The 26,745-nt window shown below is 41.2% G+C and carries 28 protein-coding genes; 3 read left to right on the top strand and 25 right to left on the bottom strand.

Annotated features, from left to right (window positions below):
* Window positions 1–4: 4 nt before the first annotated feature.
* From murG to BAE31_RS03980, 12 genes are all read right to left on the bottom strand, one after another.
* Complete coding sequence (murG, locus tag BAE31_RS04035; RefSeq protein ID WP_075622993.1) at window positions 5–1,099, bottom strand: undecaprenyldiphospho-muramoylpentapeptide beta-N-acetylglucosaminyltransferase; 1,095 nt, start codon at window positions 1,097–1,099, stop codon at window positions 5–7.
* 196 nt (window positions 1,100–1,295) lie between these two features.
* The gene (gene spoVE, locus BAE31_RS04030; protein ID WP_024424259.1) at window positions 1,296–2,396 is read right to left on the bottom strand and encodes a stage V sporulation protein E; all 1,101 of its coding nucleotides are present in this window, start codon (window positions 2,394–2,396) and stop codon (window positions 1,296–1,298) included.
* A 59-nt stretch (window positions 2,397–2,455) separates the two neighbouring features.
* Window positions 2,456–3,802: a UDP-N-acetylmuramoyl-L-alanine--D-glutamate ligase gene (murD, locus tag BAE31_RS04025; protein ID WP_076839835.1), complete on the bottom strand. Its 1,347-nt coding sequence runs from the start codon at window positions 3,800–3,802 to the stop codon at window positions 2,456–2,458.
* A 9-nt stretch (window positions 3,803–3,811) separates the two neighbouring features.
* Window positions 3,812–4,786, bottom strand: coding sequence for a phospho-N-acetylmuramoyl-pentapeptide-transferase (gene mraY, locus BAE31_RS04020; RefSeq protein ID WP_003211854.1), 975 nt, complete (start codon window positions 4,784–4,786; stop codon window positions 3,812–3,814).
* A gap of 135 nt (window positions 4,787–4,921) precedes the next feature.
* Entirely contained in the window at window positions 4,922–6,397 is a 1,476-nt protein-coding gene (locus BAE31_RS04015) for a UDP-N-acetylmuramoyl-L-alanyl-D-glutamate--2,6-diaminopimelate ligase (RefSeq protein ID WP_024424262.1), read from the bottom strand.
* Window positions 6,398–6,608: 211 nt separating this feature from the next.
* A complete protein-coding gene (locus BAE31_RS04010; protein WP_076839520.1) occupies window positions 6,609–8,528 on the bottom strand; it encodes a stage V sporulation protein D in 1,920 nt (639 codons plus the stop codon).
* A gap of 128 nt (window positions 8,529–8,656) precedes the next feature.
* Window positions 8,657–10,807, bottom strand: a complete 2,151-nt coding sequence (locus BAE31_RS04005) for a penicillin-binding protein (protein WP_076839833.1) — start codon at window positions 10,805–10,807, stop codon at window positions 8,657–8,659.
* A gap of 7 nt (window positions 10,808–10,814) precedes the next feature.
* On the bottom strand, window positions 10,815–11,162 hold the full coding sequence (gene ftsL / locus BAE31_RS04000; protein WP_076839519.1) for a cell division protein FtsL: 348 nt from the start codon (window positions 11,160–11,162) through the stop codon (window positions 10,815–10,817).
* Window positions 11,163–11,199: 37 nt separating this feature from the next.
* A complete protein-coding gene (rsmH, locus tag BAE31_RS03995) occupies window positions 11,200–12,132 on the bottom strand; it encodes a 16S rRNA (cytosine(1402)-N(4))-methyltransferase RsmH (RefSeq protein ID WP_024426925.1) in 933 nt (310 codons plus the stop codon).
* A gap of 66 nt (window positions 12,133–12,198) precedes the next feature.
* Window positions 12,199–12,630 (bottom strand): division/cell wall cluster transcriptional repressor MraZ, encoded by a 432-nt coding sequence (gene mraZ / locus BAE31_RS03990; RefSeq protein WP_003211163.1) that lies wholly within the window; start codon window positions 12,628–12,630, stop codon window positions 12,199–12,201.
* Between the two features lie 128 nt (window positions 12,631–12,758).
* On the bottom strand, window positions 12,759–14,378 hold the full coding sequence (gene bshC, locus BAE31_RS03985; RefSeq protein WP_076839517.1) for a bacillithiol biosynthesis cysteine-adding enzyme BshC: 1,620 nt from the start codon (window positions 14,376–14,378) through the stop codon (window positions 12,759–12,761).
* Between the two features lie 65 nt (window positions 14,379–14,443).
* Window positions 14,444–15,343, bottom strand: coding sequence for a 2-dehydropantoate 2-reductase (locus BAE31_RS03980; protein ID WP_076839516.1), 900 nt, complete (start codon window positions 15,341–15,343; stop codon window positions 14,444–14,446).
* 210 nt (window positions 15,344–15,553) lie between these two features.
* Between BAE31_RS03980 and BAE31_RS03975 the strand changes: the two genes are divergently transcribed.
* Window positions 15,554–16,033 (top strand): N-acetyltransferase, encoded by a 480-nt coding sequence (locus BAE31_RS03975; RefSeq protein ID WP_007499784.1) that lies wholly within the window; start codon window positions 15,554–15,556, stop codon window positions 16,031–16,033.
* Between the two features lie 45 nt (window positions 16,034–16,078).
* Here the strand turns inward: BAE31_RS03975 and gerR are convergent, their stop codons facing one another.
* The 3 genes from gerR to BAE31_RS03960 form a co-directional block, all read right to left on the bottom strand.
* The gene (gerR, locus tag BAE31_RS03970) at window positions 16,079–16,618 is read right to left on the bottom strand and encodes a sporulation-specific transcriptional regulator GerR (protein ID WP_076839514.1); all 540 of its coding nucleotides are present in this window, start codon (window positions 16,616–16,618) and stop codon (window positions 16,079–16,081) included.
* A 139-nt stretch (window positions 16,619–16,757) separates the two neighbouring features.
* Entirely contained in the window at window positions 16,758–16,931 is a 174-nt protein-coding gene (rpmF, locus tag BAE31_RS03965; protein WP_008354700.1) for a 50S ribosomal protein L32, read from the bottom strand.
* Window positions 16,932–16,952: 21 nt separating this feature from the next.
* The gene (locus BAE31_RS03960) at window positions 16,953–17,471 is read right to left on the bottom strand and encodes a YceD family protein (RefSeq protein ID WP_019743276.1); all 519 of its coding nucleotides are present in this window, start codon (window positions 17,469–17,471) and stop codon (window positions 16,953–16,955) included.
* Between the two features lie 206 nt (window positions 17,472–17,677).
* On the opposite strand from BAE31_RS03960, the gene BAE31_RS03955 reads away from it, so the two are divergent.
* Window positions 17,678–18,925 carry a nucleotidyltransferase gene (locus tag BAE31_RS03955; protein ID WP_076839832.1) on the top strand — a complete coding sequence of 416 codons (1,248 nt, stop codon included), beginning with the start codon at window positions 17,678–17,680 and terminating at the stop codon, window positions 18,923–18,925.
* 31 nt (window positions 18,926–18,956) lie between these two features.
* Here the strand turns inward: BAE31_RS03955 and BAE31_RS03950 are convergent, their stop codons facing one another.
* The gene (locus BAE31_RS03950; protein WP_024424271.1) at window positions 18,957–19,985 is read right to left on the bottom strand and encodes a SepM family pheromone-processing serine protease; all 1,029 of its coding nucleotides are present in this window, start codon (window positions 19,983–19,985) and stop codon (window positions 18,957–18,959) included.
* Window positions 19,986–19,989: 4 nt separating this feature from the next.
* Window positions 19,990–20,769: a patatin-like phospholipase family protein gene (locus tag BAE31_RS03945; RefSeq protein WP_076839513.1), complete on the bottom strand. Its 780-nt coding sequence runs from the start codon at window positions 20,767–20,769 to the stop codon at window positions 19,990–19,992.
* A 156-nt stretch (window positions 20,770–20,925) separates the two neighbouring features.
* Between BAE31_RS03945 and ylbJ the strand changes: the two genes are divergently transcribed.
* The gene (gene ylbJ / locus BAE31_RS03940; RefSeq protein ID WP_041108885.1) at window positions 20,926–22,134 is read left to right on the top strand and encodes a sporulation integral membrane protein YlbJ; all 1,209 of its coding nucleotides are present in this window, start codon (window positions 20,926–20,928) and stop codon (window positions 22,132–22,134) included.
* A gap of 13 nt (window positions 22,135–22,147) precedes the next feature.
* On the opposite strand, the gene coaD is transcribed toward ylbJ, so the two are convergent.
* From coaD to BAE31_RS03900, 8 genes are all read right to left on the bottom strand, one after another.
* Complete coding sequence (coaD, locus tag BAE31_RS03935; protein WP_024426917.1) at window positions 22,148–22,630, bottom strand: pantetheine-phosphate adenylyltransferase; 483 nt, start codon at window positions 22,628–22,630, stop codon at window positions 22,148–22,150.
* 1 nt (window position 22,631) lies between these two features.
* On the bottom strand, window positions 22,632–23,189 hold the full coding sequence (rsmD, locus tag BAE31_RS03930; RefSeq protein WP_041108883.1) for a 16S rRNA (guanine(966)-N(2))-methyltransferase RsmD: 558 nt from the start codon (window positions 23,187–23,189) through the stop codon (window positions 22,632–22,634).
* A 310-nt stretch (window positions 23,190–23,499) separates the two neighbouring features.
* Window positions 23,500–23,772, bottom strand: a complete 273-nt coding sequence (locus BAE31_RS03925; protein WP_024424276.1) for a YlbG family protein — start codon at window positions 23,770–23,772, stop codon at window positions 23,500–23,502.
* Window positions 23,773–23,837: 65 nt separating this feature from the next.
* Window positions 23,838–24,287 carry a regulatory iron-sulfur-containing complex subunit RicF gene (gene ricF, locus BAE31_RS03920; protein ID WP_007499807.1) on the bottom strand — a complete coding sequence of 150 codons (450 nt, stop codon included), beginning with the start codon at window positions 24,285–24,287 and terminating at the stop codon, window positions 23,838–23,840.
* A 57-nt stretch (window positions 24,288–24,344) separates the two neighbouring features.
* A complete protein-coding gene (locus BAE31_RS03915) occupies window positions 24,345–24,755 on the bottom strand; it encodes a hypothetical protein (RefSeq protein WP_249895839.1) in 411 nt (136 codons plus the stop codon).
* A 70-nt stretch (window positions 24,756–24,825) separates the two neighbouring features.
* On the bottom strand, window positions 24,826–25,074 hold the full coding sequence (locus BAE31_RS03910; protein WP_024424278.1) for a YlbE-like family protein: 249 nt from the start codon (window positions 25,072–25,074) through the stop codon (window positions 24,826–24,828).
* A 19-nt stretch (window positions 25,075–25,093) separates the two neighbouring features.
* Window positions 25,094–25,507: a YlbD family protein gene (locus tag BAE31_RS03905; protein ID WP_041108880.1), complete on the bottom strand. Its 414-nt coding sequence runs from the start codon at window positions 25,505–25,507 to the stop codon at window positions 25,094–25,096.
* 110 nt (window positions 25,508–25,617) lie between these two features.
* A complete protein-coding gene (locus BAE31_RS03900) occupies window positions 25,618–26,661 on the bottom strand; it encodes a CAP domain-containing protein (RefSeq protein WP_024424280.1) in 1,044 nt (347 codons plus the stop codon).
* Window positions 26,662–26,745 lie beyond the last annotated feature (84 nt).

Genomic DNA, 26,745 nt, shown 5'->3' with positions numbered 1-26,745 from the left:
TCCATCATGTAGTCGTAATTTCTTTTAATACATTATATAAACGTCCAGCCGCATCTGGTACTCCAAGTTCTTTTGTTAATCGGCTCATTTCGTTTAATTTTTCTTCATGACCAGCAATTTCATCAATGGCATGAAGGAGGCTTTCTCCAGAAAGCTCTGATTCTCTTAAAACGATTGCAGCGTCATGCTTTTCTAGTGATCTTGCATTGATTTCCTGGTGATTTGCCGTCACGTATGGGCTTGGGATAAAAATAGTTGGAATTCCAAGGGCTGTCACTTCAGCAATCGTTGTGGCACCGGCTCTTGCAACAATCACATCAATCGATTTCAAGTACTCCGGCATTTGATGCAAGAAAGGCTTTGTGATCATATTAGGTGCTGCACCTTTTTCTTTTAGTTCGTTCAGCACTTTTTCATAATGAACCTCACCCGTGATATATAAAAGCTGATAGTTCTTAGCCTTTAATTCATCTTGCATGTCAATGACTGCTCTATTAATCGGCGCAGCCCCCCGGCTCCCGCCAAAAATAAGAACCGTTTTTTTCGTTTCATCCAGCCCAAACTCCTTCAGAGATTTCCCCTCTTTTATAGAGACGACTTCAGAGGCTCTAGGGTTTCCCGTAAATACAACCTTTTCAGAAGGAAAATGTGCCTTTGCTTCTTCAAAGCAGATGGCTACCTTATCAACATATCTTGCTAGAAACTTATTTGTGATACCAGGCAGGCTGTTCTGTTCGTGAATAATGGTCGGGATTTTCAGCTTAGAAGCTGCATAAACGACAGGGCCGCACACATAACCACCTGTTCCAATGACCGCATCTGGCTTAAATTCCTTTAAGTAAGATTTGCTTTTTTGAACGCCTTTTAGAAATCTCATCACCGTTTTTACGTTATCAAAGGAAAGCTTTCTTTTAAAACCTGAAATTTCTATGGACTTGAAAGGGATATTTTCTCTTTCTACAATTTTCTTTTCAAGTCCATTTTCAGTACCAATATATAAAAATTCTACATCAGGATGCAGTCTTTTCACTTCTTTAATAAAAGCTAAGGCCGGATAAATATGTCCGCCTGTTCCGCCTCCACTGATTACTATACGCATTATACCATTTCCCCTCAATTTTTTTCTGCTCTGAACAAAGTATAAACCCTGTTTTAAACAACAGGGCTCCGTTAAAACCTGTAAAGAAGAGTCAAAAAACACGTTTTCAATACAAAATCTGTCATTTCTACTCTTCAAATCATTTTTTTGTACTTTTGCAAAATAAATGTCATCATGGTTTCATGAACTAGCAGCATTAATATCTAGCGTACCTGCTTACATTCAAAAGTACGCCAATTGCCATCAGCATTAATGTCAGTGATGAACCGCCATAACTTAGGAATGGGAGCGTGATACCTGTCACAGGGATAAGTCCAGTAACAACTGCGATATTAATCATCACTTGAATGGCAACCATTGAAATAATACCAACTGCTAGGAAACTTCCATATAAGTCTGGGGCTCCAAGTGCTATTCGTATGCCTCTCCATAATAGAACACTAAAGAGCAGCAAAATGAGTGATCCTCCAATAAAGCCAAGCTCTTCAGACAATATTGCAAAGATGAAGTCTGTTTGAGGCTCAGGTAAATAAAAGAATTTTTGTCTACTTTGACCGAGACCCATTCCGAACAGACCGCCTGGACCAACAGCGTATAAGGATTGAATAATTTGAAACCCACTGCCTAGTGGATCTTCCCAAGGATTTAAGTACGATGTAATTCGTTTTATGCGGTAGGGCGCTGATAAGACTAGTGCAGCAAATCCGCTGAGCCCTAAAAGACCGAGAAATATAAAGTGAGCAATTCTCGCACCTGAAACAAATATCATAATAATACAGGTTCCAACCATTACCGTCCCTGTTCCCAAATCTGGCTGCAGCATGATGATGGCAAATGCAGAAAACACAATGCCTAATGCTGGTGCGAAACCTTTACGAAAGGATGTGATATTTTTTTGTTTTTCAGATAAGAATTTTGCAAGAAACGCAATCATCGCAAGCTTCATAAATTCAGAGGGCTGAATACTAAACGCACCGACACCGATCCAGCTTCTTGATCCATTTCTCTCCATACCGATACCAGGAATAAGTACAAGCAGCAAAAGGAGAAAACAAACAGCAATCAATATCTTTGACCAAGTCCGCCACGTCCAATAATCGACTCGCATAATGAAAAACATCGCGATAACTCCGATTCCGGCAAACAAAAGCTGTCTTTTTGCAAAATAAAACGAATCATCAAATTTATACGATGCCCACACAGCACTAGCGCTGTACACCATAATTAAACCAATCGTCAATAAAAGTAACGTAATGACAACAAGCAAAAAGTCCGGAGAAGTTTTCTTATTCGTCAAGAGACCGACACCCCAAGCATAATTTCATTTGGGCTGTCAGTCATACGAGAGACAAGCCCTTATTTAAGCATATGCACGGCGTTTACAAACATGTCTCCACGTTCTTCAAATGTTTTATGTTGATCCCAGCTTGCACAAGCCGGGGATAATAAAATCACGTCTTCTTCTTCAGAAATGTTAAACGCCGCAGGTACTGCTTGTTCAACATTATCGACATGTTTTACGTGATGTATTCCCAGTTCTTCACCAAGCTTCACAAACTTAGGTGCCGTCTCACCAAATGTGATAATTCCTTTTACATTTTTCATAAAAGGTTTCAATTCATCAAATTCATTGCCGCGGTCAAGCCCGCCAGCTAGTAAAATGGTCGGCTGATTAAAAGCTGACAATGCTTTACTTGTTGCTAGTATATTGGTGGCTTTACTATCGTTATAGAATTTTCTGCTTTGAATTGTATCTACAAACTGCAGACGATGCTTCACTCCACTAAATGTCGTGAGAACGTGTGCGATTGCTTCATTTGAACAGCCTGCATTTTTCACCACACAAATAGCTGCCAAAATATTTTCTTGATTATGCTCACCAGGAAGAACAACATCCTTTAAATCGATGATATGTTCATTCATGTAGTAGATCGCACCATTTTTAATATATGCACCATGTTCTACTTGCTCTTTCACCGAGAAAAACACTTTTTTTGCTTTTGAAGCTTCAGCCAGTTTTACGACTGATGGATCATCGAGGTTAATAACAGCTATGTCATCTTCAAGTTGATGTGCGTATACCTTCTGCTTTGCTTTTTCATATTCATCACGAGTGTGGTGATAGTCTAAATGTGCATCAAAAATATTTAATATTAAGCTGATTTTAGGTCTGAAATCAACTGTTCCCATTAACTGAAAAGAAGAGAGTTCAGTTACGATCCACTCATCGCCAGCTGCCTTTGCAGCGACTTCGCTGGCAACTGTGCCAATATTACCTGCCACTAAAGTTTTTTGACTGTCTTGTTTCAGCATGTCATAAATCAAAGTCGTGGTAGTGGTTTTTCCATTTGATCCAGTAATCCCAATAAAAGGAGCTGAGGTTAAATGATAAGCTAATTCTATTTCCGTCCAAACTGGAATTTGGCGGCGAAGCGCTTCTTGAACCATCACATTTTCATATGGAATTCCCGGATTTTTAATTAAAATTGTAATTTCTTTATCATCGAATATTCGAAGAGGATGACTGCCACAAATGACATCAATCCCCTTTTCAGATAGAAGCTGAGCAGGTTCATTTTCTTCAAACGGCTTTTGATCATTTACTGTAACATTTACGCCATGCTCATGAAGAATTGAAGCTGCCGCATATCCGCTTTTTGCAAGACCTAATACTAGTACATGTTCGTTTTTTAACATTTGCATCTTATTCAATTATAACCACACCTCGATGTAAATTCCTAAAACAGCAAGTAATAAACCAGCTGTCCAGAAGGTGACAACTACTCTCCACTCAGACCAGCCAACTAATTCATAGTGGTGGTGAAGCGGACTCATCTTAAAGATTCTTTTTCCAGTTGTTTTAAAGGAGATCACTTGAAGAATAACGGATAACGTTTCGACAACAAATACTCCTCCAATAATGACAAGTAAAATTTCAAGCTTTGTTAAAATCGCAATTGCTACAATCGCTCCGCCTAAAGCAAGCGACCCTGTATCACCCATAAATACTTTTGCAGGATGCGCGTTAAACACAAGAAACCCAAGAACGGCTCCTGCAACAGCTACTGAAAAGATCGCTACATCGTACTGTGATTGATTCCAAGCCAGTATAGCAAAGGCTCCAAAGGCAATAGCCGCGGTTCCAGATAATAGACCATCCAGTCCATCCGTTAAGTTCACGGCATTAGAACCTCCGACAAGCATGAAAACAACAAGGATAAAGTAAGCCCATCCTAAATCGAAGCTCACATCTGTTCCTGGAATGCGAATCGTCGTTGCAAACTGATAATAATGGAAGACTGCATAAAAAATCACTGCGATCACAATTTGACCAATTAATTTCTGTTTCGATGTTAAACCTAGGTTTCGTTTCATCGCTACTTTAATATAATCATCTAAAAATCCTAATAGACCGTAGCCAAGCGTGACAAATAACAATAAAAACATTTCTGGACTAATCTCAGAAAATTTGTTGATCATCACAATCGTTGTAATGGTAATAGAAAAGATAATCATAATTCCGCCCATTGTCGGAGTACCTGATTTCTTTTGGTGAGACTGTGGTCCTTCTTCTCTAATACTTTGACCAAATTTAAGTCTTCTTAAAAACGGAATAAAAATCGGGGATAAAAGAACACTGATTAAAAATCCCATTATGATTGTAAACAATATCACCTGTTCAAGCATCGTTCTTTACTCCTTCCGAATTTCCAAAACCGTTTTCCATCAGAAAATTACATTCATTATTAAGGTATTCATTCGCGTTCTTCGTATGTTGTTTTTGTACAAAATGCTTCATTTCATTACACTCTTTTCATCATTTTAAGATTTGTTTAGATCTAAAATAGCGTCCATAGCAACCTTTGCATCATCAAAATCGTAAACTTGATCGCCAACGATTTGATAAGTCTCATGACCTTTACCCGCTATTAAGACTGTATCGCCTTTTTTCGCATTGGCAATTGCAAAAAAGATGGCTTGTTTGCGATTCACAAAACTATGATAATATGCGTCTGGCACCCCATTTTCCATATCCTTTAAAATAGCTGAAGGATCTTCGCTTCTTGGGTTGTCTGATGTAAATACAGGTTCATCTGCATACTTCACAGCGATTTGGGCCATTTGAGGACGCTTTGTTTTATCACGGTCGCCGCCGCAGCCTATCACACAGAAAATTTTGCCCTCTGTTAATTCTCTACACGTTGTCAGGACATTTTCTAAACTGTCAGGTGTATGGGCGTAATCGACGATAACAGGGAAATCTTGATCACAGTTCACAAGTTCAAATCGGCCTTTGACTCCCTCCAGCTCTTCAATAGCACTCACAATCGTTTCAAATGTTAAGCCAGATACGATCCCTACTGATACAGCTGCTAGGATGTTGTACACATTAAACTTACCGATGAGGGCAACTGTCACATTTTTTGTGCCAATTGGAGTGATCAAATCAAATTGAGTTCCCTTCGGTTTGATTTGAATATTCTTTGCCATCACATCTGCTTTTTGCTCTAAGCCATATGTCATGACTTCAGCAGCTGTAACTTTTTCATAATAACTCGAAGCGTCATCATCTGCATTTAAAATCGCATGCTTCGGCTTATCGTGATGAAAGGCACTGCCAAGCTGTGAGAATAGCAAGCTTTTCGCATGTTTATATTCTTCCATTGTGTTGTGGTAATCAAGATGGTCCTGCGAAAGGTTTGTGAAAACGGCAATATCATAATCACATCCATGTACCCTGCCAAGATGCAGTGCATGTGATGATACTTCCATAATGGCTGTGTCTACATCTTGGTCAAGCATCTGTTTAAAGGTTTTCTGAAGTGTGACACTTTCAGGTGTGGTGTTTTTCACATCGAGAATGTCATCATTCACCTTCATATACATCGTACCGATTAAGCCTGTTTTCTTTTCGGCTTTTCTCATCATTTGTTCAATCATGTGTGTTGTCGAAGTTTTTCCGTTTGTTCCTGTGATCCCGATGAGATTCAGCTTATGAGTTGGCTGCTCGTAAAACGCATCAGCTATTCTTGCAAGAGCTCTTTGAGAGTGTTTTACAATAATGACTGGTACATCTGATATGTTAAGAGGGTGTTCTGCTACAATCGCTGCAGCCCCGCTTTTCACCGCTTTTTCAGCATAATCGTGTCCATCTACTGTATAGCCTTTTATACAGACAAAAAGGCTTCCTTTTTTCACCTCTCTTGAATCCATTTCAATGGAAGTGATATCAGGATTTTCGTTTATTAATTCGTTGTTTTCACTTTTAAAGTATGTAAGGAGTTCTTGTAATTTCATTTCATATCAAACCTCTCAAATTCGTTCACGTGCATGTCTTGTGAAAAAAACACACAGTCTATATTTTATCGTAAAAAAAAGGATACATCCAGCGTATTCCTTAAGTTTCTCTTGGAAAAAACACACTTTAGGCTCTTTTTTTCAAACAGGCCTTCTCTTTCAACAAAAAGAGGCAGCCGAATGAGTGCGGCTACCCTCTGTTCATTCTTTATTATTCATCGTTTAAGTATAATCTGATGGTGGAGCCTTCTTTGACTTTTGTCCCAGCAGCAGGCGATTGCTTCACCACTTTACTGCCAGTTCCAGAAGCATCGATCTTAAGGTTAATCAAGAGGGATTCAAGGTCTGAAACAGATCCCCCTACAAGATTCGGTACTTCAATGGTTTTTGTGTCCAGCCACTGGTACTTCTTTTCAATTTGTCCTTTTCTTTTTTTCACACCTATCTCAGGCAAGCTGTCCCGCATAATATGACCCACAATTGGCGCAGCAACTGTCCCGCCAAATTGAATAGTGCCTTTTGGGTTATCTACAGCCACATATACAACGATACTCGGATCATCAGCAGGCGCAAACCCGATAAACGACACAATGTGGTTATTTTCCATGTACTTGCCGTCTTTTACCTTCTGGGCTGTCCCTGTTTTTCCGCCAACTCGATATCCTTCAACAAATGCATTTCGGCCAGTTCCTTGAGCGACTACACTTTCAAGCGCATATCTGATTTCTTTGGATGTTTCTGCTGAAATCACTTTCTTTTTGGCAATCGGTGATTGCTTTTTCACTACCTCTTTTGTGATTGGATCTATCCATTCTTTTGCAATGTACGGCGTGTAAAGTGTTCCGCCATTTACCGCAGCTGCTACGGCAGCTACTTGCTGTATCGGCGTAACAGATACACCTTGACCAAAGGCAGTTGTCGCCTGCTCTACAGGGCCAACCCGGTCCAGCGGGAACAAAATGCCTCGCCCTTCCCCCTGAAGATCGATTCCTGTTTTTTGGCCAAACCCGAAATTTTTAATATAGGAAAATAATTTATCCTTTCCTAGACGATCGCCTAGTTCAACAAAACCGGGGTTACAGGAGTTTTGAACCACTTCTAAAAATGACTGTGATCCGTGGCCGCCTTTTTTCCAGCACCTAAGTCTTGCACCATCAACTGTCACAGAACCGCTGTCAAAAAAATGATCTCGTTTTAAATTGACTTTTTTCTCTTCTAGTGCTGCTGCAAGCGTAATAATTTTAAACGTCGAACCTGGCTCATATGTGCTCCACACCGGTAAATTTCGGTTAAACACTTTCGAGTCAACTGATTGATAATCCGCTGGATCAAAATCCGGTCTGCTCGACATCCCAAGCACTTCACCGTTCTTTGGGTTCATCGCAATTGCAATCATCCCATCTGGGTTATATTTTGCCTGCGCATTGTCTAATTCCCGTTCTATAATGGTTTGCACCTTCGCATCGACAGTTAACTTCATATCAAGACCATCTTTAGGCGGTGTATAATCATCTGCTTCATCTGGCATTTTCTGCCCTTTTGCATCGGAATAGAACTTGACAGAGCCTTTTTCACCTTTTAGGTCATCGTCATAATAGGCTTCCAGTCCAAGTAACCCTTGATTATCAATTCCAGCGAAGCCCAGCACATGAGAAAGAAAACTGCCAAACGGATAGTGTCTGATGCTGTCTTCCGCAACATAAACGCCATCTAAATCAAGCTCTCTGACTTCTTTTGCTTTTTCATGAGATACTTTTCTGCCTTCTGGAGAAATTCGTTCGATGGATGTTTTCTTTGTGACGTGCTTGTACGCTTTCTCTTCAGACATATTCAGTACTGCCGCCAGTTTCTTGCTTGTTTCTGCCGGATCTTTAATTTGCCGCGGGACGACCAATATAGATGGGGCACTTTTGTTCGTCGCAAGCTCTACCCCATTTCGGTCCAAAATATCTCCCCTTTCTGGTTCGAACGGGAGGTTCCGGCTCCATGAATCTTTTGCTAAGCTTGTGAGCTTCTCGCCCATAATAAACTGTACATATCCTAATCTAGTATCTATGATGAAAAAAATGATCACCCCAAACAGCAGCACGAAAAGCAATCGTTTTCTCACTGTTACACTTGATACTCGCACGCCCGGTTCACTCCTTACATACATATGGCTTGTTTCCATCATATGCAGGCCCGTCCTTATGTAGAACGTTTCGTCTATCCCGCCCGGCAAAAGAAAAAACCTAGCAAGTGGTTTGCTAGGTTTTGCAGTTAATTCGGGCTTTTAAATGTCACAGTGACGACTTTATCTGAAATCTCCGCTCCACTTTTCACACTTTGTTTGACAGCATATCCTTGTCCTTTTGTTTCGATATGCACACCGGAAATGGATGCATATTGAAGGACTTCCCGTCTCGACCAGCCTGTCATATCAGGCATTTTTATCGTTTTTCCTGCTGTTTTCAAGAAAACTTTCTGGCTTTCAGAGAATTCAGTGCCTGCACTTGGCCACTGTCGTTTAATGGAGAGGCCGTCGCCGATGACAACAGGCGTTAAGTTTTTATTTTTGGCTTCTGTTTCCGCCTGCTTCACTTCTAAATCTAAGAATGAAGGCATTGTTTCTTGCTTCACTTTTTGTTCGCCTGATTTTTTATCGTCTGTTTTTGTTGGTGCAATATTTAAATATAGCAGACTATTTTTCATCACTGGGTTAAAGATTTGTGCAACTGGGGCAGAGCCAGTTTCTGTTTCAGACAGCTGCGGCTGCTGTACAGCCACATAAACGAGCAGCTTCGGATCATCTTTTGGCGCCATTCCCATAAATGAAAAGACGTAATCGTTTCTTCCCTGGAGGTAACCGCCGGCACCGCCAATTTGTCCTGTTCCTGTTTTTCCAGCAACGTCAAAGCCTTTGATTTGGTAAGGCTGACCTGTTCCAATCTTCGAAGAAACAACCTCACCTAAAATGTTACGGACTTGCTTCGCTGTATCAGAGGAAATGGGTTTTCCAGCTACTGTTGGTTCGTGCTGTAAAATCGTTTTGTTTGTGTTTGGGTCTGTAATATGATCAATGACATATGGCTTCATCATCGTTCCGCCGTTTGCTATCGCTGTCGCTGCTTCGATTTGTTGAATCGGTGTAATGGCAGACGCTTGACCGTAAGCCGTCGATGCTTTGTCATATTCGTATCTGTAATTGATTTTACTTGACGCTTCGTTCGGTAAGTCAATACCTGTTTTGTCATAGAAATGGAACTTCTGCAAATATTGTTCGTAGCGCGTGAAGCCTAATTTTTCTTTTGCCAGCTTTGCAAAAGCTACGTTAGACGAACGAAGAACCCCTTCATGAAAGTCAATTTTTCCCCAGCCATTTCCATTGTTGTGGTCTCTTACAAGGCCGCCTCCTACTTTATAAGTACCAGATTGATATTTATCATTGCCTTGGTAGACCCCTTCTTGGATTGCAGCAGCAAGTGTAAAGATCTTCATCGTTGAACCTGGTTCAAACGCATATGATATGACATCATTGTTATAATTCGTAATGTCTAATTCATTTAAATTAAAGCTTGGCCGCTGTCCCATCGCGAGTACCTTTCCCGTTTTTGGGTCAACGACTGTGGCAATGATTTTTTTCGGTTTATATTTTTTGGCAACCTGCGTCATACTTTCTTCAAGGAACGCTTGGATTTTTTGATCGATGGTCAGCGTGACATTTTTTCCATCCTTCGGAGCGACAATGTCTTCTTTACTATTTGGAAGAGCCCATCCGCTTCTGTCACTGTTATATGTCACATAGCCGTCTTTTTCTTTTAAAAATTTGTTCAGCGCCTTCTCAAGTCCCATCGCGCCTGACATGTCCTTCGTTGCCTCATCTAATCTTGCATAACCGATCAGATTCGACGCAAACATGCCGTTTGGATAATATCGCTTCGTGTCTTTTTCAAATGCGATCCCTGGAAGCTTTAGCTTTTCAATTTTTTCCTTTGTTGAAAAACTGATGTCTTTCCCAGCTTTACCAAACTCCACTTGGAACGCACCTTTAGTATTCAGACGCTTTAAAATTTCGCTTTCACTCATATCAATGACTTTTGACAGCTCTTTTGCTGTCTTTTCTTTGTCGACGACATGCATTGGGTGCTTAGGATCGACCGTCATTTTCTTGCTCATGACCGCAATGAGCTTATAGACAGACGTATCCTCTGCAATCACATTCCCATTTCGGTCTAAAATAGACCCTCTTTTGGCTTCAAGTGTTTTCTTCGATTGATATTGTTCATTTGCCTTTGCGGCTAACACTTGGCCATCGACCGTTCCTGTAATCTGAATATAGATAAAACGTGCAAGGATGATAAAGAAAAACAGGGCGAAGCAAATACTCGCAATTGCCGCGCCTCTGTTCATCATTTTATTCTTTTTAGGCATCGCCATCTTAATCGACCTTCTTAACATCTTTCGAAATGCTTAAGCCTGCTTTTTTCGCCGCTTCGATGATTCTTTCTGGTTCACTCAGCAAGTCTTTTTCTTTTTGAAGCTCAGTGATCTTCTTCGATTCTAAAGATACTTGCTGTTCTAATTTTTGGACTTCAATATTAGCGTGATAGACAGCAAAGGCTTTAGAAATGATGAGAATGGAGCTGCACATAAGAGTCATGACAAACATGACAAGTAAGATTTTTTCACCAAGTGTGATAGAACCTCTTCTTTTAATAACAACCGATTGGCCTTGCTGCTCTGTTTGATATTGTTTTACTTCTCTTTGGTAAGCCAAATTACTCATAAGAAACCTCCTTTTTATCATCATCTATGGTGTCGTTTTACTTTTTTTCTGCAATTCGGAGCTTCGCTGAACGGGCACGGTTGTTATGTTCCAGCTCTTGTTCTGATGCAACGATTGGTTTTCTCGTGATCAGCTTCAGCTTTGGTTCAAGTCCTTCTGGAATCACTGGTAGTCCGTGCGGAAGTTCTGGAAGAGAAGACATTTCTTTAAATGTACTTTTACAAATCCGGTCTTCAAGTGAATGGAATGTAATGACAGAAATTCTCCCCTTCGGATTGAGTAACTCTATTGCTTGTTCTAGTGCTTCTTCAAAAACTTTCAATTCATCATTTACGGCAATTCGGATCGCTTGAAACACTCTTTTTGCTGGATGTCCGCCAGTTCGTCTTGCAGGTGCGGGAATTCCTTCTTTGATAATGTCGACAAGCTCACCTGTTGTTTCAATTGGTGCTTTTTTTCTAGCTTCTTCAATTTTGCGTGCGATTTGCTTGCTGAATTTTTCTTCCCCATATTTGTAGAAAATCCGAACTAGATCTTCAAATGGCCATTCATTCACCACTTGTTTTGCCGACAATGCGGCTGTTTGATCCATTCGCATGTCAAGAGGTGCATCATGGTGATAACTAAAGCCTCTCTCTGGTGTGTCGAGCTGAGGAGATGAAACCCCAAGGTCAAAAATCACACCGTCTACGCTTGTAATGCCTTGTTCATTCAGACGTTCTTTTAAATATCGGAAGTTGCTCTTTATGAAAAGAATGTTCGCTTTAGAATCCGCGAGCTTCTCTCGTGCATGATCCAGTGCAGCATCGTCTTGGTCAAATCCAATCAATGTACCTTTTTCTGATAGTTGAGATAGTAAATATGAGCTATGACCTGCTCCGCCCAGCGTGCAGTCTACATATGTACCGTCTTCTTTGACGTTTAAACCGTCAACTGTTTCTTTTAATAATACTGTCTCATGTTGGAACATGATGTTATGGTCCCACCTTTTTCAAATAGAAATGAATGTGTAGAAAGCTTGCTGCACAAGGGATTATTATATATCAAATCCAATCATGTTTTCAGCAATTTCAGCAAAAGAATCTTCTTGCTCTTCTGTATATTGTTCCCAGATCGACTTACTCCACAACTCAATTCGATTTGAAACGCCGATGACCACACATTCTTTTTCGAGTTTTGCATATTGGAGTAGGTTTGATGCGATGTTTATGCGCCCCTGCTTGTCCAGATCGCATTCAACTGCGCCAGAGAAGAAGAACCGGGTAAACGCACGTGCATCTTTTTTCGTTAGCGGCAGTGCTTTGAGTTTCTCTTCAATTAGTTTCCACTCACTCATAGGGTAGCCAAATAAACATTGATCAAGCCCTCTCGTCAGCACAAACTGTTCTCCGAGACCGTCTCTAAATTTAGCAGGGATGATCATGCGCCCTTTTGTATCAATCGTATGTTGGTATTCACCCATGAACATGATAATCAGAGCCCCACTTTCTCACCCTTACTCTCCACTATCCACCACTTCTCTCCACAAAACTTATTTTACACTGTTTCTACATAAAAAAAAACCCTGAACTAGTCAGGGTTCATTAAAACTTTATTTCAAAGTTTGACAATTTGCTGCTTGTTTTGAAATGAAAATGGCAGATTTTTGAACGTTTTGAAGAATTCTGGACCATATTTGTTTAAAAAGTACATGATATTCCAAATTCTTTCTTGCGGGGCATCTAATGGTTTTAAGCTGCTTTCAATCCGTTCAAAATCTCGAAGGACATATCCTTCCTTCTCTTCCACACGCTGCGCCACCTTTTGATAAACAAATTGAAGCTGGTCTTCGATAAATTTGGCATTTTTATCTAGCAGCTGCTCAAAGTTTGGTTCAACCTTCAGTGCTTCTTGCCTCAATACACCATGAACATTCGCTAATTCACGTTTCGCCTGATCAACGGCTCGAACAAAACTGTCTGGAAGGCTTTGCTCAAAGTGAGCCTCCTTCTTTTCTTTTACTCCTTTTGTGAGCACTTCTTCTAGAGAAAGTTCTCTGACCGGCAGCTTCTTATCGATGTGCCTTTCAAGAATGGTCACGTGCAGTCTTGGAAGAACGGGTGCCATCTTTAATTCAAAATGCTCAAAGATTCCTTTCAGTTCTCCCCAATAGTTGACTTCACCGTGTCCTGCCATAAAAGCAAGTGTTGGGAGAAGGGTTTCCTGCATTAAGGGACGCGTCACCACATTGTTGCTGAACCGTTCTGGGTGCTCCTCAATTTCCTGCAAAAGTTCTTCTTTTGTCCACGTAAGCCCCACTTCTGATATAGAAAACTGGCCGTTTTCTTTTTCAATAAGGAAACGCTCTTCATCATATTCGTAAAACAGGTTCGCCTGATTGTCGCCAGCTTCAATGATCGGCTGATATCCCGCTCGTTTCATGGCAGCCTGCGTTTCATTCAAACGAGCTGTGACCGCATCATTTGTCTCGACAATGTGCTTGAATAACGTACGCTCAAGTGGTTTGACGCCTAAATCTCCTGAATTAAATAGAAGCAGTCCATCTTCTTCAAAAAGGTCACACACAATCCATTCAAAGAAATCCGTAAATGTTTGTGATTTGCGTAAACATCGAAGAAGCTGATCAATCAAGTCATTTGTATATGCAGATTCCTCATACGTTGAAAACACATCGCGGAGCCATTTCTCTGTTTTTTCTTGATGCAGTGGTGTTCTTTTGGCCGCAGTTTTTTTGACGTTATGTAATGGCAGCTTTTGCTTGACTGGACCTTTTTCGCCGGATGTGTAGACAAAATTAATTTCATCTACGTCATGATCCTCACCTGCTACCCAAAAGACTGGAATCACAGGAACGCCAAGCGCTGATTCTTTTTCCTTTGCGAACTGAATAATGGATATGATTTTATGTATGGTATAAAGCGGTCCTGCCAGTAGGCCTGCCTGCTGCCCTCCAACCACCATGACACTCCGTTCATCACGGATCTTTTCAATGTTCTGACGCATCGCTGCCGATTCAAACTTTGCGTGGTATGCACTCATATAATCCGCTAAAGCCTCGCGCGGGAAGCTCATTTCCATGAGATCGTCGTATCTTTTTTTCCATGTGTGCTCAGAATGTATATCATAATCAAAAAAAGCAGTCATCTCTTTTTTTTCTTCTATATAATCACGTATGAATAAATTCTGACTTCGGATGGAAAGTTCAGTCAATTGCATGTTTAGAACTTCCTTTCTTCAATAAATAGTTAGTTTCCCGAAAAAAGTATAGCATGTAAATGAGCTCACTCAAAAGATTTTGTTTGCTTTTTTTCCAATACTTCCAAGCTTCGATTAAAGAAAGTAAGATGTGGCGCCGTAATCTCTTGAGCTTGAGCCTTTTTTAAAAGATAGCCAACGATGGCTTTTCTTTCGGTTTCACGGCCTTTGACGATATCTTGAAGCATTGACGATTGATTGGCAGCCGTTTTTTTACAAATGGAAACGACGTGTGACCAGAGTCGCTCTTTTTCAGCCAGACCTAAAATGGACAATGCTTCTTCAAATGCACATTTCATCATGTATTCATATGCAGGATTTGCGATCAATTCCCCATTTTTCACATGCAATAAAGCCGTGAGCGGGTTAATACAGACATTGACCAGCAGTTTTTCCTCCAGCACTTTTTTCCATTCATCCGTATAAATCATCTGAAATTGGGCCGGCATTTCATTCAAAGCATTTCTCACAGCAACTGTATCCTCAGGATGAAAAGCCCCCCACTTGATGACACCGATCCCTGTATGGTTCACTGCATGGTCTGATACCTTCATGGCACCGTGCTCTACGACACCTATATATATCGAATGCGACGTGTCCCAGTTTTCTAAATCTAATAAGTGGGCCATGCCATTTTGTAAAAATAAGATTCGTTGATGAGGTAATGTTGATAGGCCATCAAGCACCTCTTGCAGATGGTGATATTTCACCGTCACAATCAGCAGATCAAATACTCCTGTAATCCCTGCCCTTGCTTTGACAGACGCCCGGAATGTCTCTCCCATTACCGTTCGCTTAATTCCTGATGTTCGAATCTCCTCTGCTTGTTCTTTTCTTCTTGTCAAAACAGTGATGTCATGATGCTGTGATAAATAACTGGCACAAAGCAGACCAATCGCACCGCCGCCAATGATTCCAATGTTCAACTGCCGCACTTCCCTTTTTCTGTTTACTTCATCATATCAACCATTTTAACAGTTTCAAGCCGCGATGCAAAAAGCAGATAGCGCACCGCGATTGAATTTTTTTAATTTAAAAACTATAATAATAAGTGTAAAAACTTTTTAAGGCGGATGGGATGAAAACGCCTTCAATGACATCACTGTCGACATTATGTGTGTAAGGGGGAAGATCATATGACACAAGTAAAACGACTTCTAATCAATTACAAAACTTTAGAGGAATTTAAACAATTTAAGGAATATGGTATACAAGAACTATCCATGCTTGAAGACCTTGAAAGTAATATGATTGAAAATGACAGCAATTCTCCATTTTACGGGATTTATTTTGGAGATAAACTGGTCGCACGTATGAGCCTTTATCAAGTGGACGGCTCGACGACAACGTATTTTGACCACAATCATGATTATTTAGAGCTGTGGAAGCTGGAAGTGCTTCCTGGGTATCAGCGTAAAGGGTACGGTGAGGCACTTGTTGATTTCGCCAAATCTTTCGGATTGCCAATCCGGACCAATCCTCGCGTCAAATCTGCCGGTTTTTGGGATAAAATGGGCTTTGAAGCGGTCAAATATGATATGGAACGCGATAAAGGTGAAAATCCACTCATCTGGGAGCCTGCCCATATCCAAAAAAATACAGGTGAATCTGCTTAATACTGATGGCAAAACGCCCCTCCTTTCTCTGTGAGGGGCGTTTTCTTATTTAGCATATTCTTTTAAGTTGATATTCTGTTTGACTCTTTCAACAATCCCAATGAGTGCCCGGTAATCTTCTTCTGTCATTTTTAATTGCCGCTTCAAGTGTTCATTTTCTTCCGTGAGCGACTTCAGTTGATGCTGCGTGTCCGCTAGTTCTTCGCGTAAATCAGCAGAGCCAGCAGGTTCTTTTTCAAGCCGCTCTAAGAACTGAATCACTTCTCGCAAGGTCAATTCAGCCTGATCTGAAGTTGCCTTTTCTTCTATCGTTAACGTATTTTGCGGTAAACCCGAGGAATGAATCCCAATCTTTTTACGCAGTTCTTTCCGCTGTTTTTTCGCCAGCTCAATGCCTGCCTGATATTGTTTTCTGACGTATGAATTCCACCTGAATCCACATGCTGCAGCCGTTCTTGACAACGCTTTTCCGACTTCTTCAAATGCGGAAAGCTGCGTTCCTCCATCTCGAATGTGTCTTAAGACGACTTCTGCTAAAAGTAAATCTTCATCTTGCGTCCATGCGTCCTGCCTTGTAATCGTCAATTGATCATCCCCCCTGAATCTGAATACCACATCATATGCGCTTACTAGAGTAGATAGACTATTTGCAGGAGAGAAACCTAAAAAATAGATAAATAAAAAAACGCAAGGGAAGAATTCCCTTACGCTTTTTTATCAAGCATTAGTTGCTTTTTACGTCTTTGCCTTTGTATGTTCCGCAAGATTTGCAGACACGATGAGAAATTTTCATTTCACCGCATTCTGGGCAAGCTACCATACCAGGTACTTGTAGTTTGAAATGCGTACGACGCAATCTTTTTTTCATTTTAGAAGTTCTTCTAAAAGGTACAGCCATTATTCCCACCTCCTTAAAGAGTTAAGATTCATTATTTTCTTCTAAGAGCTTCTTCAAGCCTTCCAGACGCGGATCAATTCGGTTTTGATGTGCATCTTCCGAAATGACCGCCCAGTCATTCCCTTCCTGTGGTGCAGCACCTTTTACGTCTGTTTGGTCGCAAAAGATTTGCATCGGCACTTCAAGAAGAATTTCTTCCTTGACTATAGGCGTTAAGTCGATGATATCGTCTTCTACAACAGATACGTCTTCATCTTCTATATCGTCTGTCTTATGAAGTACAAATAGTTCTTTCGTTGAAATCGCAAATGGATAATTTACATCAACAAGCGTTCTTGAACAAGGCAATGTCATTTCACCTGTGATGGTTAAATCAAATGCGACTTGCTTTGATTCGATCACTCCAGTCCCTTTCACCTCTACTGGTGAAATGCGACGTATATCTGAATGAAGGCTAGTAAGTTCATTTAAGTCAACCGTCTCATGAAAATCGAAGCTGTTTTTAGCTTTTTGATGTAACTGATAAACTGTCCATTTCAATTGTATCACCTCTAAGAGCAACAAACATGATTATAGCTTTCATCATGCTATTTGTCAATATTTTTTCTTTACAGTCCTTTGTGATGTCAGAGCGTTGTTTGACATCAGTTCACGGAATGCCTACACTGAAAAAAATGGGCTTCATTTTTCCCTTATGCTACTGTAGCATAGACCATTTAACCATAGCAAGAAAGGCGGAACATCTATTGAAAGCAACAGGAGTCGTTGTCGAGTACAATCCATTTCATTATGGACATGCCTATCATGTTCGCCAGGCAAAAACACATACCTCCTCAGATGTAGCCATTGCCGTCATGAGCGGTTCCTTCCTCCAGCGCGGAGAGCCTGCCATCGTCTCTAAATGGGCACGTACAAAAATGGCATTGCAAAACGGTGTAGACATCGTATGTGAGCTTCCATACATCTATGCAGTGCAAAAGGCAGAAACCTTTGCAAATGGCGCTGTGTCCATTTTAGACGCTTTAAAATGCCGCTCCCTTTTTTTCGGAAGTGAGGACGGAGACATCAAAGCATTTGAGCGAACAGCTCACGCTTGGCATGAGAAAAAAGAAGAAATTGACCTTTTCACAAAAGCAAAGGTCAAAGAAGGCCTTAGTTATCCGGCAGCCGCTGCCGCTGCGTTTCAAGAGGTCATTGATCCTAAACACTTACTGGATCTGTCTAGGCCTAATAACATTTTAGGCTTCCATTATGTCAAAGCCATCTTAGAGAGATCTCCTCACATAGAGCCCTTTACCTCTCAAAGAATTGCATCCGGTTATCATGATCAAGAGCTTCCTAAACATCAGAAAATCGCAAGCGCGACAAGCATCCGAAAAGCCTTAAAAGAGAATGGGTCATTTGAAACTGTCGCCTCTTATCTCCCGGAAGCCTCGCTTAAGCAATTACATGACTATTATTCTTCTTATGATCTTTTACATACGCAAGAAGACTATTTCAGCTTCTTAAAACATGTGTTTCACACAATGGATACAGCAGAACTAGAAGGCATCTATGAAATTGAAGAAGGCATCGAACACCGCATGCAAAAGGCGATCACACATGCGTCCACCTACGAGGAATATCTATCACTTGTGAAAACAAAACGATATACGTGGACAAGGCTGCAGCGGATGAATACGCACCTTTTAATGAGGGTGAAGAAAACTGTTATGCATGAGCTGCTAAAGGAGAAACAAGCACCATACATTCGTTTACTTGGCATGTCAAAGAAAGGTCAGCAATACTTATCTCTTGTAAAAAAGGAATTGGACGTACCGCTTGTCAGCAAGCTGTCTTCCTTTTCACATCCTGCCCTTGATCTTGACATTCGCGCTTCCCGCGTCTTCAGCCTTCCCATCAGCGAACCAATGCAAACAAAGTTAACAGAAGCAGAATTTAAAAATTCACCGATCCGCTATGATGAAGAGACTGGTCTCTTCCAATCTCGATAAAAAAAACAGCCTAAGGCTGCTCTTTTTTCACTTAAGATGCTTTCTCTTTTAACTTGTTTAAATAGTTCAGTGCGTCCTGCATAGTGTCCACAGGAACGATTTTCATATTACTTTTAATATCTTTTGCTGTTTTTACTGCATTTTTGTAGTCTGAATTTGGATCACCTTTATCGTTTGGTGCAAAGAAGATATCTTTTCCTGCTTTATCTGCTGCAACAACCTTTTGATCTATTCCGCCAATTGGCCCGACCGTACCATCAGCGTCAATCGTTCCAGTCCCTGCAATCGCATAGCCATGTGTTTCGTCTTCTTTTGTCAGCTGGTTATAAATTTCAAGTGACATCATTAAACCTGCCGACGGGCCGCCGATATTTTCAATATCGACCTTAATGGAAGGCGAGACTTTCACATTTCGGTCTGTAAATAATGATACGCCAATTCCAACTCGATTCGGCTCTTCTTTAAAAGGTTTTAACTTCACTTTCTGCGTGATATCCTTGCCGTTTCGTTCAAGAACAAAACGGACAGATGTACCAGCTTTTTGACGGCTGATATACGACACCATTTTATCAGCAGAATCATACGTCTTGCCATCAACGCTTTTAATCCGGTCGCCCACTTCAATTTTGCCGTAAGCAGGCATGCCTTTCATGACGTAGCTCGCATATACCCCATTAAACGTATAATCTACTTTTTTGCCTGCTTTTGTATACGCTGCAATCATAGCATTTTCTTGAGAGCTTTTCATCAGCTGAAGCTGTCTTTTCATATAATCTTCATCCGACTCTCCGTCCGCTTTAATATTTTCTTCTGGGACGATCTCGTCATATTTATTCATTTTCGCAAGCAAATACGTATACGGATTGGCTGGGCCAACTTTTATCGTCATAAGAGAGAAGCTGCCCTTCTCGCCGTATCCACCGTCCACTTGAATGTGAGGGGCAATCTCTGTTGCATCACCCGGCTTTGTCACATAATACGGCAGTTTGACAAAAGTTAAGCCAAATAAGACAAGAACAACGATAAAAAAGCTGAGCCAGCGAATATTCAATTTTTTCATTCGATTAACACTCCCATTTATCAATGACATCTTTCAGTTTACATGCTAGTTGATCTGCGGCGAGCTCACCAGCTTCAATCATCTCCTGAACCTGTGTGAACGAACTAGAGCTAAATGTTTCAAGCCTCGGCCGGATCATGAGATCTGCATGAATGGTTTGATGACGGACCAATTCATTTTGAAGGATGTCCAAACTTTGCATAATCACATCCGATAATCTCGTCGCCTTTTCTGTTTTTTTCACCCTTGATACATCAGAGGCGATAATAAGGTCTGCGCCCATTTCTTTTAAAACGGACACAGGAATGCGGTCAACAACCGCTCCATCCACTAGCTGTCTGCCGCCCATTTCGTGAGGAACAAACACGCCTGGAATGCTAATGCTTGCTCTGACTGCTTGTGAGACAGACCCTTCTTTAAACACAACCTTTTCCCCTGTCTCGAGGTCACAGGCAACCACCGCAAGGGGCATTCTTAATTCTTCGAATGTTTTCCCATATGTAAACGTGTGAATCAGCTGCAAAATACGATTTCCTTTTAAAAGACCGATTTTTGGCAGTGTATAGTCAGCATAATACTTTCTTCTGAAGACAAGTGCAAGTTTTTTCATTTTTTCTACGTCTTGTCCTGCCGCATAAAAGCTCCCAACAAGTGCGCCAATACTGCTTCCAGCGATCATATCTACCTGTATCCCTTGCTTCTCAAGACTAGACAAAACCCCGATATGCGCCATTCCCCTCGCACCCCCGGAGCCTAGTGCAAGCCCGATGATCGGTCGCTTCATGAAAATCCACCCTCCTCTTTCTATGCATATATACGAATCTATAGGTCTAAACATGCCCCTACTGCTCGTATAGTAATAGAAGACAGGCTCGGCTAGTTTCTTTTTCTATAATCACGAGCTCGCCAATAGATCATAACGGCAAGGGGCGAAATCTCCATGAAAAAATGGAACACTCTGTTCATCGCTGCTTTTTTTATTTTCTTAACAGCCACTGTGATTACACACCCACAAGCCTCTTTGCAAGCATCGAAAAATGGACTTGCAATGTGGTGGGAGGTTGTATTTCCATCATTGCTTCCTTTTTTTATTTTGTCCGAGCTATTAATTAGTTTCGGGATTGTCAGATTTGTCGGGGTATTATTAGAGCCATTTATGCGCCCCATCTTCCGGGTGCCGGGTGTAGGCGGATTTGTACTGGCTATGGGAATGGCTTCAGGGTTTCCTTCTGGTGCGAAATTAACGACAAGACTGAGGCAGGAAAGGCAGCTGACGCGGATCGAAGCAGAGCGTCTCGTTTCCTTTACAAATTCATCGAATCCATTGTTTATTTTCGGTGCGGTGGCTGTTGGTTTTTTTCATCATCCAGCTTTAGGCATTGTATTGGCCAGCGCTCATTATTTAGGGAATCTCGCTGTTGGTGTGACGATGCGGGGATATAAAGCGCGCCATGATGCACACCTAAGAAGCCGTAAGAAGTTTTTATTCCCCCCGTTTAAAGAGGCATTCAATGCTCTTCATACAGCAAGACTCGCAGAGAAAAGACCGCTCGGCCAAATGTTAAGTGATGCAGTCATGTCATCAGTCCAAACACTCTTTATGATTGGCGGCTTTATCATCTTATTTTCTGTGTTTAGCAAAATGCTGTCAGTTGTCCATGTGACAGACCTTTTATCTATAGGGCTCGGATATATGCTGCAAACGCTGCATCTTCCGCCAGAATTAGACCTTGCCATGATTGCCGGTTTATTTGAAATCACATTAGGAAGCCAGATGACGGGGTCACAGGAAGTCACCCTTCTCGCTAAAACCATTGTCGTCAGCTTTATTTTAGGATTCAGCGGGTTCTCTGTTCAAGCCCAAGTCGCCGGCATTTTAGCGGCAACCGATATCCGCTTTAAACCGTTTTTCTTTGCCCGCTTGCTTCACGGGATTTATGCAGCTGTTTTTGCCTTTTTATTATTCAAGCCTCTTTATGTCTCTCGATCAGACATGGCTCTCCCAGCGGGTGCCTTTGATGCAGGCCAGCAGGTCGTCATGTTCAGCAGCGTGCTTTGGAATCAGCTTGTGACAGCTGGTCCTTTGATCACACTTTGCAGCTTGATTGTGTATATCGCGCTATACTATCGGAAATTAAAAAATGGATGAGTGCTGGGTGCACTCATCCATTAAATTTTTCCTTCAGCGCTGCTTCTACCTCTTTTGGTACAAGATCTTTGACTGCCCCATGATATTTCGCTACTTCTTTGACAATACTGGAGCTTAAGAAGGAATATTGATTGTTGGTCATCATAAAAAACGTTTCAATTTCATCGTCTAACACTTTGTTCATTGAGGTGCCTTGCATCTCATACTCAAAGTCCGTCACAGCTCTTAGTCCGCGTAAAATGACTTTGGCTTCTTTTTGCTTCGCGTAATCAACAAGCAGGCCGTGAAACGATTCAACTTTGATATTTGGCAGCTCCTTCGTTGCTTGGCGAATAAGCTCACACCGTTCTTCAACAGTAAATAACGGTTTTTTAGATGAATTATTTAGTACACATACATACACTTCATCAAAAATCTTTGCACCTCTTTTGATGATATCCAAATGCCCCAATGTGACTGGATCGAAGCTGCCCGGACAAACGGCTATGTTCCCCATGCTAATTTCCCCGCTTTCTATAGATCGTAATACCAGTCAATCCGTACAGTTCCTGTCTTGTGATTTGAAGCTGTCCTGCTTCTTCTGGCAGCTTCACATCTTTATCATGCTCACACACGATCACGCCGTCATCTGTTAACAAGGCGTGCTCGTCAATCATTTCAAGAAGTGCTTTTAGCTGTTGATCTTTATAGGGCGGATCAAGGAAAATGGCTTGAAAGGATTCCTCTCGTTTCACAACAGCTGCGAGTGCACGCTTTGCTTCATTTCGAAACACTTCACTTTGATCCATTAGCGACAATTGATTCAGGTTTCCTTTAATCGTCTGAATCGCCTTTATATCTCGATCAACAAATATGCAATGATCGAATCCTCTAGAAAGCGCTTCAATCCCTAAACCACCGCTTCCTGCAAATAAATCAAGAGCCCATCCACCATCAAAATACGGGCCGATCATATTAAATATTGATTCTTTTACTTTATCTGTCGTCGGTCTTGTTGATTGACCTGGAACCGCTTTAAGTGTGCGGCCTTTTCTCGTTCCAGAGATGACTCTCATTTTTCCACCACTTTTTCTGCTTGCTTCTATTCGTCATTGTTTATGACAAAAAATTCAACATTATCTTACCACATCACTCCTCAAGGAACAATGCGCGGATATTCATTCATTTTCTATGTATAGATCAAGAAATCCGGGGTCATACTACTTATAACAGCATCTGATGTGGTGCTGTTGCCAACCGCGGAGAAGACTTACGTTTCCCCATAAGTTCTTCCTCCGGTTTCTCCTCTCCCTTTGCCTTCTCCTTAATGTATCATTAAGAATAGAAGGACCCCGCGGGTGATGCCGCGGGGATTTTTTTGTGTCTTTAAAAGCCCACCTTATAATCATACTCTTTTGCTTTGTCCAATTTGGATTCGTACTCTAATTTAATAAAAGGTTTATATGAAGGCTCAACACGTTTCACAAATGGTAACGAGCTGAGTTTAGCCATATGGCGCTCAAGATCATCCATATCACAATAGATCACAGCATATTTCATTTTCCTTGAAATATAGTGAACATTCCCGAATTTTCTTAGCGCTTTTGACTGCTTTAACGAATGCAGCCAGACGACCATCCCTTGACGTTTGGTTTCCATCTTTTCACCTGCCGCTTTTCAATTCTTTTCATTCATTATGTAAAAGACGAGACATTCAAGTCTCGTCAAGATACTTTACAGCCGCAGCTGCCACCTGATCCACAGCCACCGCCGCATGATGATAGACCATCAAAATATGGGTTCCCTGTTGGAACTTTAATATATGCTGATACAGCTTGACCGATTTCAATACTAATCTCATCTAAGATGGATTGAATCGCTGTTTCTGCTTTTTTGAAATCAACCACTGTATCGTGAAGATCTAGCTTTCTTTTGACCTCACGCATTTCCTTTGAGATCGTTCTATAGTCCGGATGATATTTGCCGAACCGCTGCACATCCTCATACTGCTCTTTTACTTTTGTAAAATGGGCAATAATTTGTTGGGCTTCTTCGTCTTGCTGGAGACGCTTAAAGCAGTTGCGGTAATGTTCAGCCTCCTCCGACTGAAGAATCATGGCAGCTAATTGATTTGCTTCCTCTTGGAGCTCCACAGATTCGATTGTCGCATACATAAATGTTGCACCTCCAATTCATAGTTTACCACGAAACCTATGGATCAGAAAATGCTTTTACGTGACAAATACATCCCATGTTTCTCTTTTCTGTTTATATTCTGGATGACGGGAATTCAGCATAACAGTCATTTTATGCTTTCCTTTTGAAAGATGCTTGACCACAAATGCCGCGGTATACTCATTCCCTGCACGTTTCCCGTCTACATACACTGTAAAATATCCCGCCTTCTCGTTCTTTTTCAGACGCTCTGGCTGAAGATGAAAATCTTGAAGTGTACTTTCTATATAGACAGACGACCCTTGCACTTTGTATTTCAAAAAGCCTTGCTGCTTCATTTCGCTTTGGGCTTGCTGCATGACTGGTACTGCTGGGTCTTGCTTAATCACTTGCTCTTCTCCATGTTGACTTTGACACCCGGTGACAAGAAAAAGCAATGCGCCTATTGACAGCATCCATTTCATCATCTGATTCTCCTTTCATCTACGTTTATAGGATGCTCAGGAAATAGACATCTTAATCAACTCAAAAAAAGCCTCAGCCGGCTCCATTTTGATTGCGCATTGCTTGGAACATTTGAATCATCATTTCAGCCATTTGGACGCTATTGCTCAACTGACTCACACGATGAGGAATGGTTTTTTCGTAAAAGTTCATTTTATCTAATTCAAAGGACGTTAGATTTTCAGGATGTCGCGTCAGCTGTCTGTACCAGATAGGACGCTGTCTTATGAATTTGATTCGCTCCTCTTCGGCCATGACAAATTCCTGTACTTCTTTTCGCACCAGAAGCATCCCCTTTCACTTAATCTTTCCTGAAGGAGAATGGGTGCTGACTGCCTCCAGATGAACCTTTCTTTGAACCGTTGGATGAAAATTGGCCGAGTAAGCTTTGTAAAGAGGAAATAGACTGGCTCATTTTGTTAATTTGTTCATTCATTTGATCAGCGTCCATTTTTTTCACAGCAGAAACCATTTTAGACATAAAATCTGCTTTTCCTGCTTCACTTGGCTTAGAGTCTCTTTCTTCTTTCGCATCTTCAGATTTCGATTGCCGGTAAGGTGACCACATCTCATCTTCCTCACCAAACATGACCCAATTCTCGTATACACTTTGCCAGCTTTTTTCTTGCGTTTGCACTTCTTGAATTAACTTCGGATGGCGTCTGACGAATTGTTTAAATTCATCAATGGATGTTTGTTTTTGCTTGTTTGTCATATCCTCACCCCCCATACAAATGCCTACTATACTATATACACCAGCATCTGTTTTGGTGAGCCTCTTTTTCACCATCAAAAAAACAGCTGCGACCATGCAGCTGCTTTCGTTTAAGAAGTTTTCTTGATGAAATTTTGGGTGTAATATTTTTCTTTCACCCCTACGCCAAGATGCGTGTAATCTTTATTTAATAACGCCTTCCTGTGACCTTCACTATTGAGCCAGCCCTCTACCGCTGCAGGTCCATCGACATAGTTATAGGCAATATTTTCACCTGCGAGCTGAAAGCCCACCTCGCCTCTTTCTAACCGGTCTTTCAGCGTACCGTATTTTTTAGATTCATGGGAGAAATAATGATTCTCTTTCATGTCCTCACTATGCATGAAGGCCACTTCAGAGGTTTCATCATCCCACTTTAAGATCGGCAGGTTGTACTTATGGCGGATAATATTGGTCATATCAAAAATTTGTTTTTGACTGGAAGCTTCGATATCTTTCCACTTTTCGCCTGATATCGCCTCAGGTTCTACCAATTGACCTCGGTAGACCACCTCATACGGCTTTTGTTTCACAAATGTATCTGCGTTGAAGGCCCTGATACTTGAAAGGGTGCTTTCAAACTTATCCATGTAAAGCTGAACATACACATCATCTCCCACTTTCACAGTGGGTCTTGTATTCATATCATCTTCTGAGAATTCAAAGCGGTATGAATTTTGTTCATCCTCCACATGAATGTAAGGTGCAATTTGTGTTTTCTTAAATACTTCACTCGTGGCTTGACCGATTTTAAACGGTTCTACATTCAGACCGTCTCCTGTTGCAAACAAGGTCACCACTTTACTATCCTTTACCCCTACTTGAATATAGTGCTTCTTCGATTGGTTGTAAATCCACCAGTCATAATCATATGCGGAAGGATCAATGCGATCTGGTTCTCCCAGCTGTTTAAGCACTTCGTTTGAAGATTTCCCCATAAAGGACATGAGCCCCTTTTTGGGGATGTTGATCGGCTTATCGCTAGATGTTTCTTCATTAGACACCTTCGGTTCATTGCTGTTTTCTTTTTCTGGTGAAGATCCATATTGAATAAACAGAACGTACGTTCCAGATATAATCAGGAGGATGAGGAGTGTTTTGAGCACAGTTTTCAAATAAACACCTCCGTTAAATTGGCAAGGTACAAAAAGTACCTTCTACTGTCATTTAAACAAAACTTGCTCCATTTATCAACGACA

The organism is Bacillus sp. I-2 (assembly GCF_001974945.1).
Lineage (GTDB): Bacteria > Bacillota > Bacilli > Bacillales > Bacillaceae > Bacillus > Bacillus safensis.
This window is presented reverse-complemented; position numbering and strand designations above follow the sequence as displayed.

What these genes read in the sequence shown, in the direction of transcription:
- murG (WP_075622993.1), bottom strand. Translation starts at nt 1,099, where the DNA reads ATGCGTATAGTAATCAGTGGAGGCGGAACAGGCGGACATATTTATCCG.
- murD (WP_076839835.1), bottom strand. Translation starts at nt 3,802, where the DNA reads ATGCAAATGTTAAAAAACGAACATGTACTAGTATTAGGTCTTGCAAAA.
- mraY (WP_003211854.1), bottom strand. Translation starts at nt 4,786, where the DNA reads ATGCTTGAACAGGTGATATTGTTTACAATCATAATGGGATTTTTAATC.
- BAE31_RS04015 (WP_024424262.1), bottom strand. Translation starts at nt 6,397, where the DNA reads ATGAAATTACAAGAACTCCTTACATACTTTAAAAGTGAAAACAACGAA.
- BAE31_RS04005 (WP_076839833.1), bottom strand. Translation starts at nt 10,807, where the DNA reads ATGCCTAAAAAGAATAAAATGATGAACAGAGGCGCGGCAATTGCGAGT.
- ftsL (WP_076839519.1), bottom strand. Translation starts at nt 11,162, where the DNA reads ATGAGTAATTTGGCTTACCAAAGAGAAGTAAAACAATATCAAACAGAG.
- rsmH (WP_024426925.1), bottom strand. Translation starts at nt 12,132, where the DNA reads ATGTTCCAACATGAGACAGTATTATTAAAAGAAACAGTTGACGGTTTA.
- mraZ (WP_003211163.1), bottom strand. Translation starts at nt 12,630, where the DNA reads ATGTTCATGGGTGAATACCAACATACGATTGATACAAAAGGGCGCATG.
- bshC (WP_076839517.1), bottom strand. Translation starts at nt 14,378, where the DNA reads ATGCAATTGACTGAACTTTCCATCCGAAGTCAGAATTTATTCATACGT.
- BAE31_RS03975 (WP_007499784.1), top strand. Translation starts at nt 15,554, where the DNA reads ATGACACAAGTAAAACGACTTCTAATCAATTACAAAACTTTAGAGGAA.
- rpmF (WP_008354700.1), bottom strand. Translation starts at nt 16,931, where the DNA reads ATGGCTGTACCTTTTAGAAGAACTTCTAAAATGAAAAAAAGATTGCGT.
- BAE31_RS03950 (WP_024424271.1), bottom strand. Translation starts at nt 19,985, where the DNA reads ATGAAAAAATTGAATATTCGCTGGCTCAGCTTTTTTATCGTTGTTCTT.
- BAE31_RS03945 (WP_076839513.1), bottom strand. Translation starts at nt 20,769, where the DNA reads ATGAAGCGACCGATCATCGGGCTTGCACTAGGCTCCGGGGGTGCGAGG.
- ylbJ (WP_041108885.1), top strand. Translation starts at nt 20,926, where the DNA reads ATGAAAAAATGGAACACTCTGTTCATCGCTGCTTTTTTTATTTTCTTA.
- coaD (WP_024426917.1), bottom strand. Translation starts at nt 22,630, where the DNA reads ATGGGGAACATAGCCGTTTGTCCGGGCAGCTTCGATCCAGTCACATTG.
- rsmD (WP_041108883.1), bottom strand. Translation starts at nt 23,189, where the DNA reads ATGAGAGTCATCTCTGGAACGAGAAAAGGCCGCACACTTAAAGCGGTT.
- BAE31_RS03925 (WP_024424276.1), bottom strand. Translation starts at nt 23,772, where the DNA reads ATGGAAACCAAACGTCAAGGGATGGTCGTCTGGCTGCATTCGTTAAAG.
- ricF (WP_007499807.1), bottom strand. Translation starts at nt 24,287, where the DNA reads ATGTATGCGACAATCGAATCTGTGGAGCTCCAAGAGGAAGCAAATCAA.
- BAE31_RS03915 (WP_249895839.1), bottom strand. Translation starts at nt 24,755, where the DNA reads ATGATGAAATGGATGCTGTCAATAGGCGCATTGCTTTTTCTTGTCACC.
- BAE31_RS03905 (WP_041108880.1), bottom strand. Translation starts at nt 25,507, where the DNA reads ATGACAAACAAGCAAAAACAAACATCCATTGATGAATTTAAACAATTC.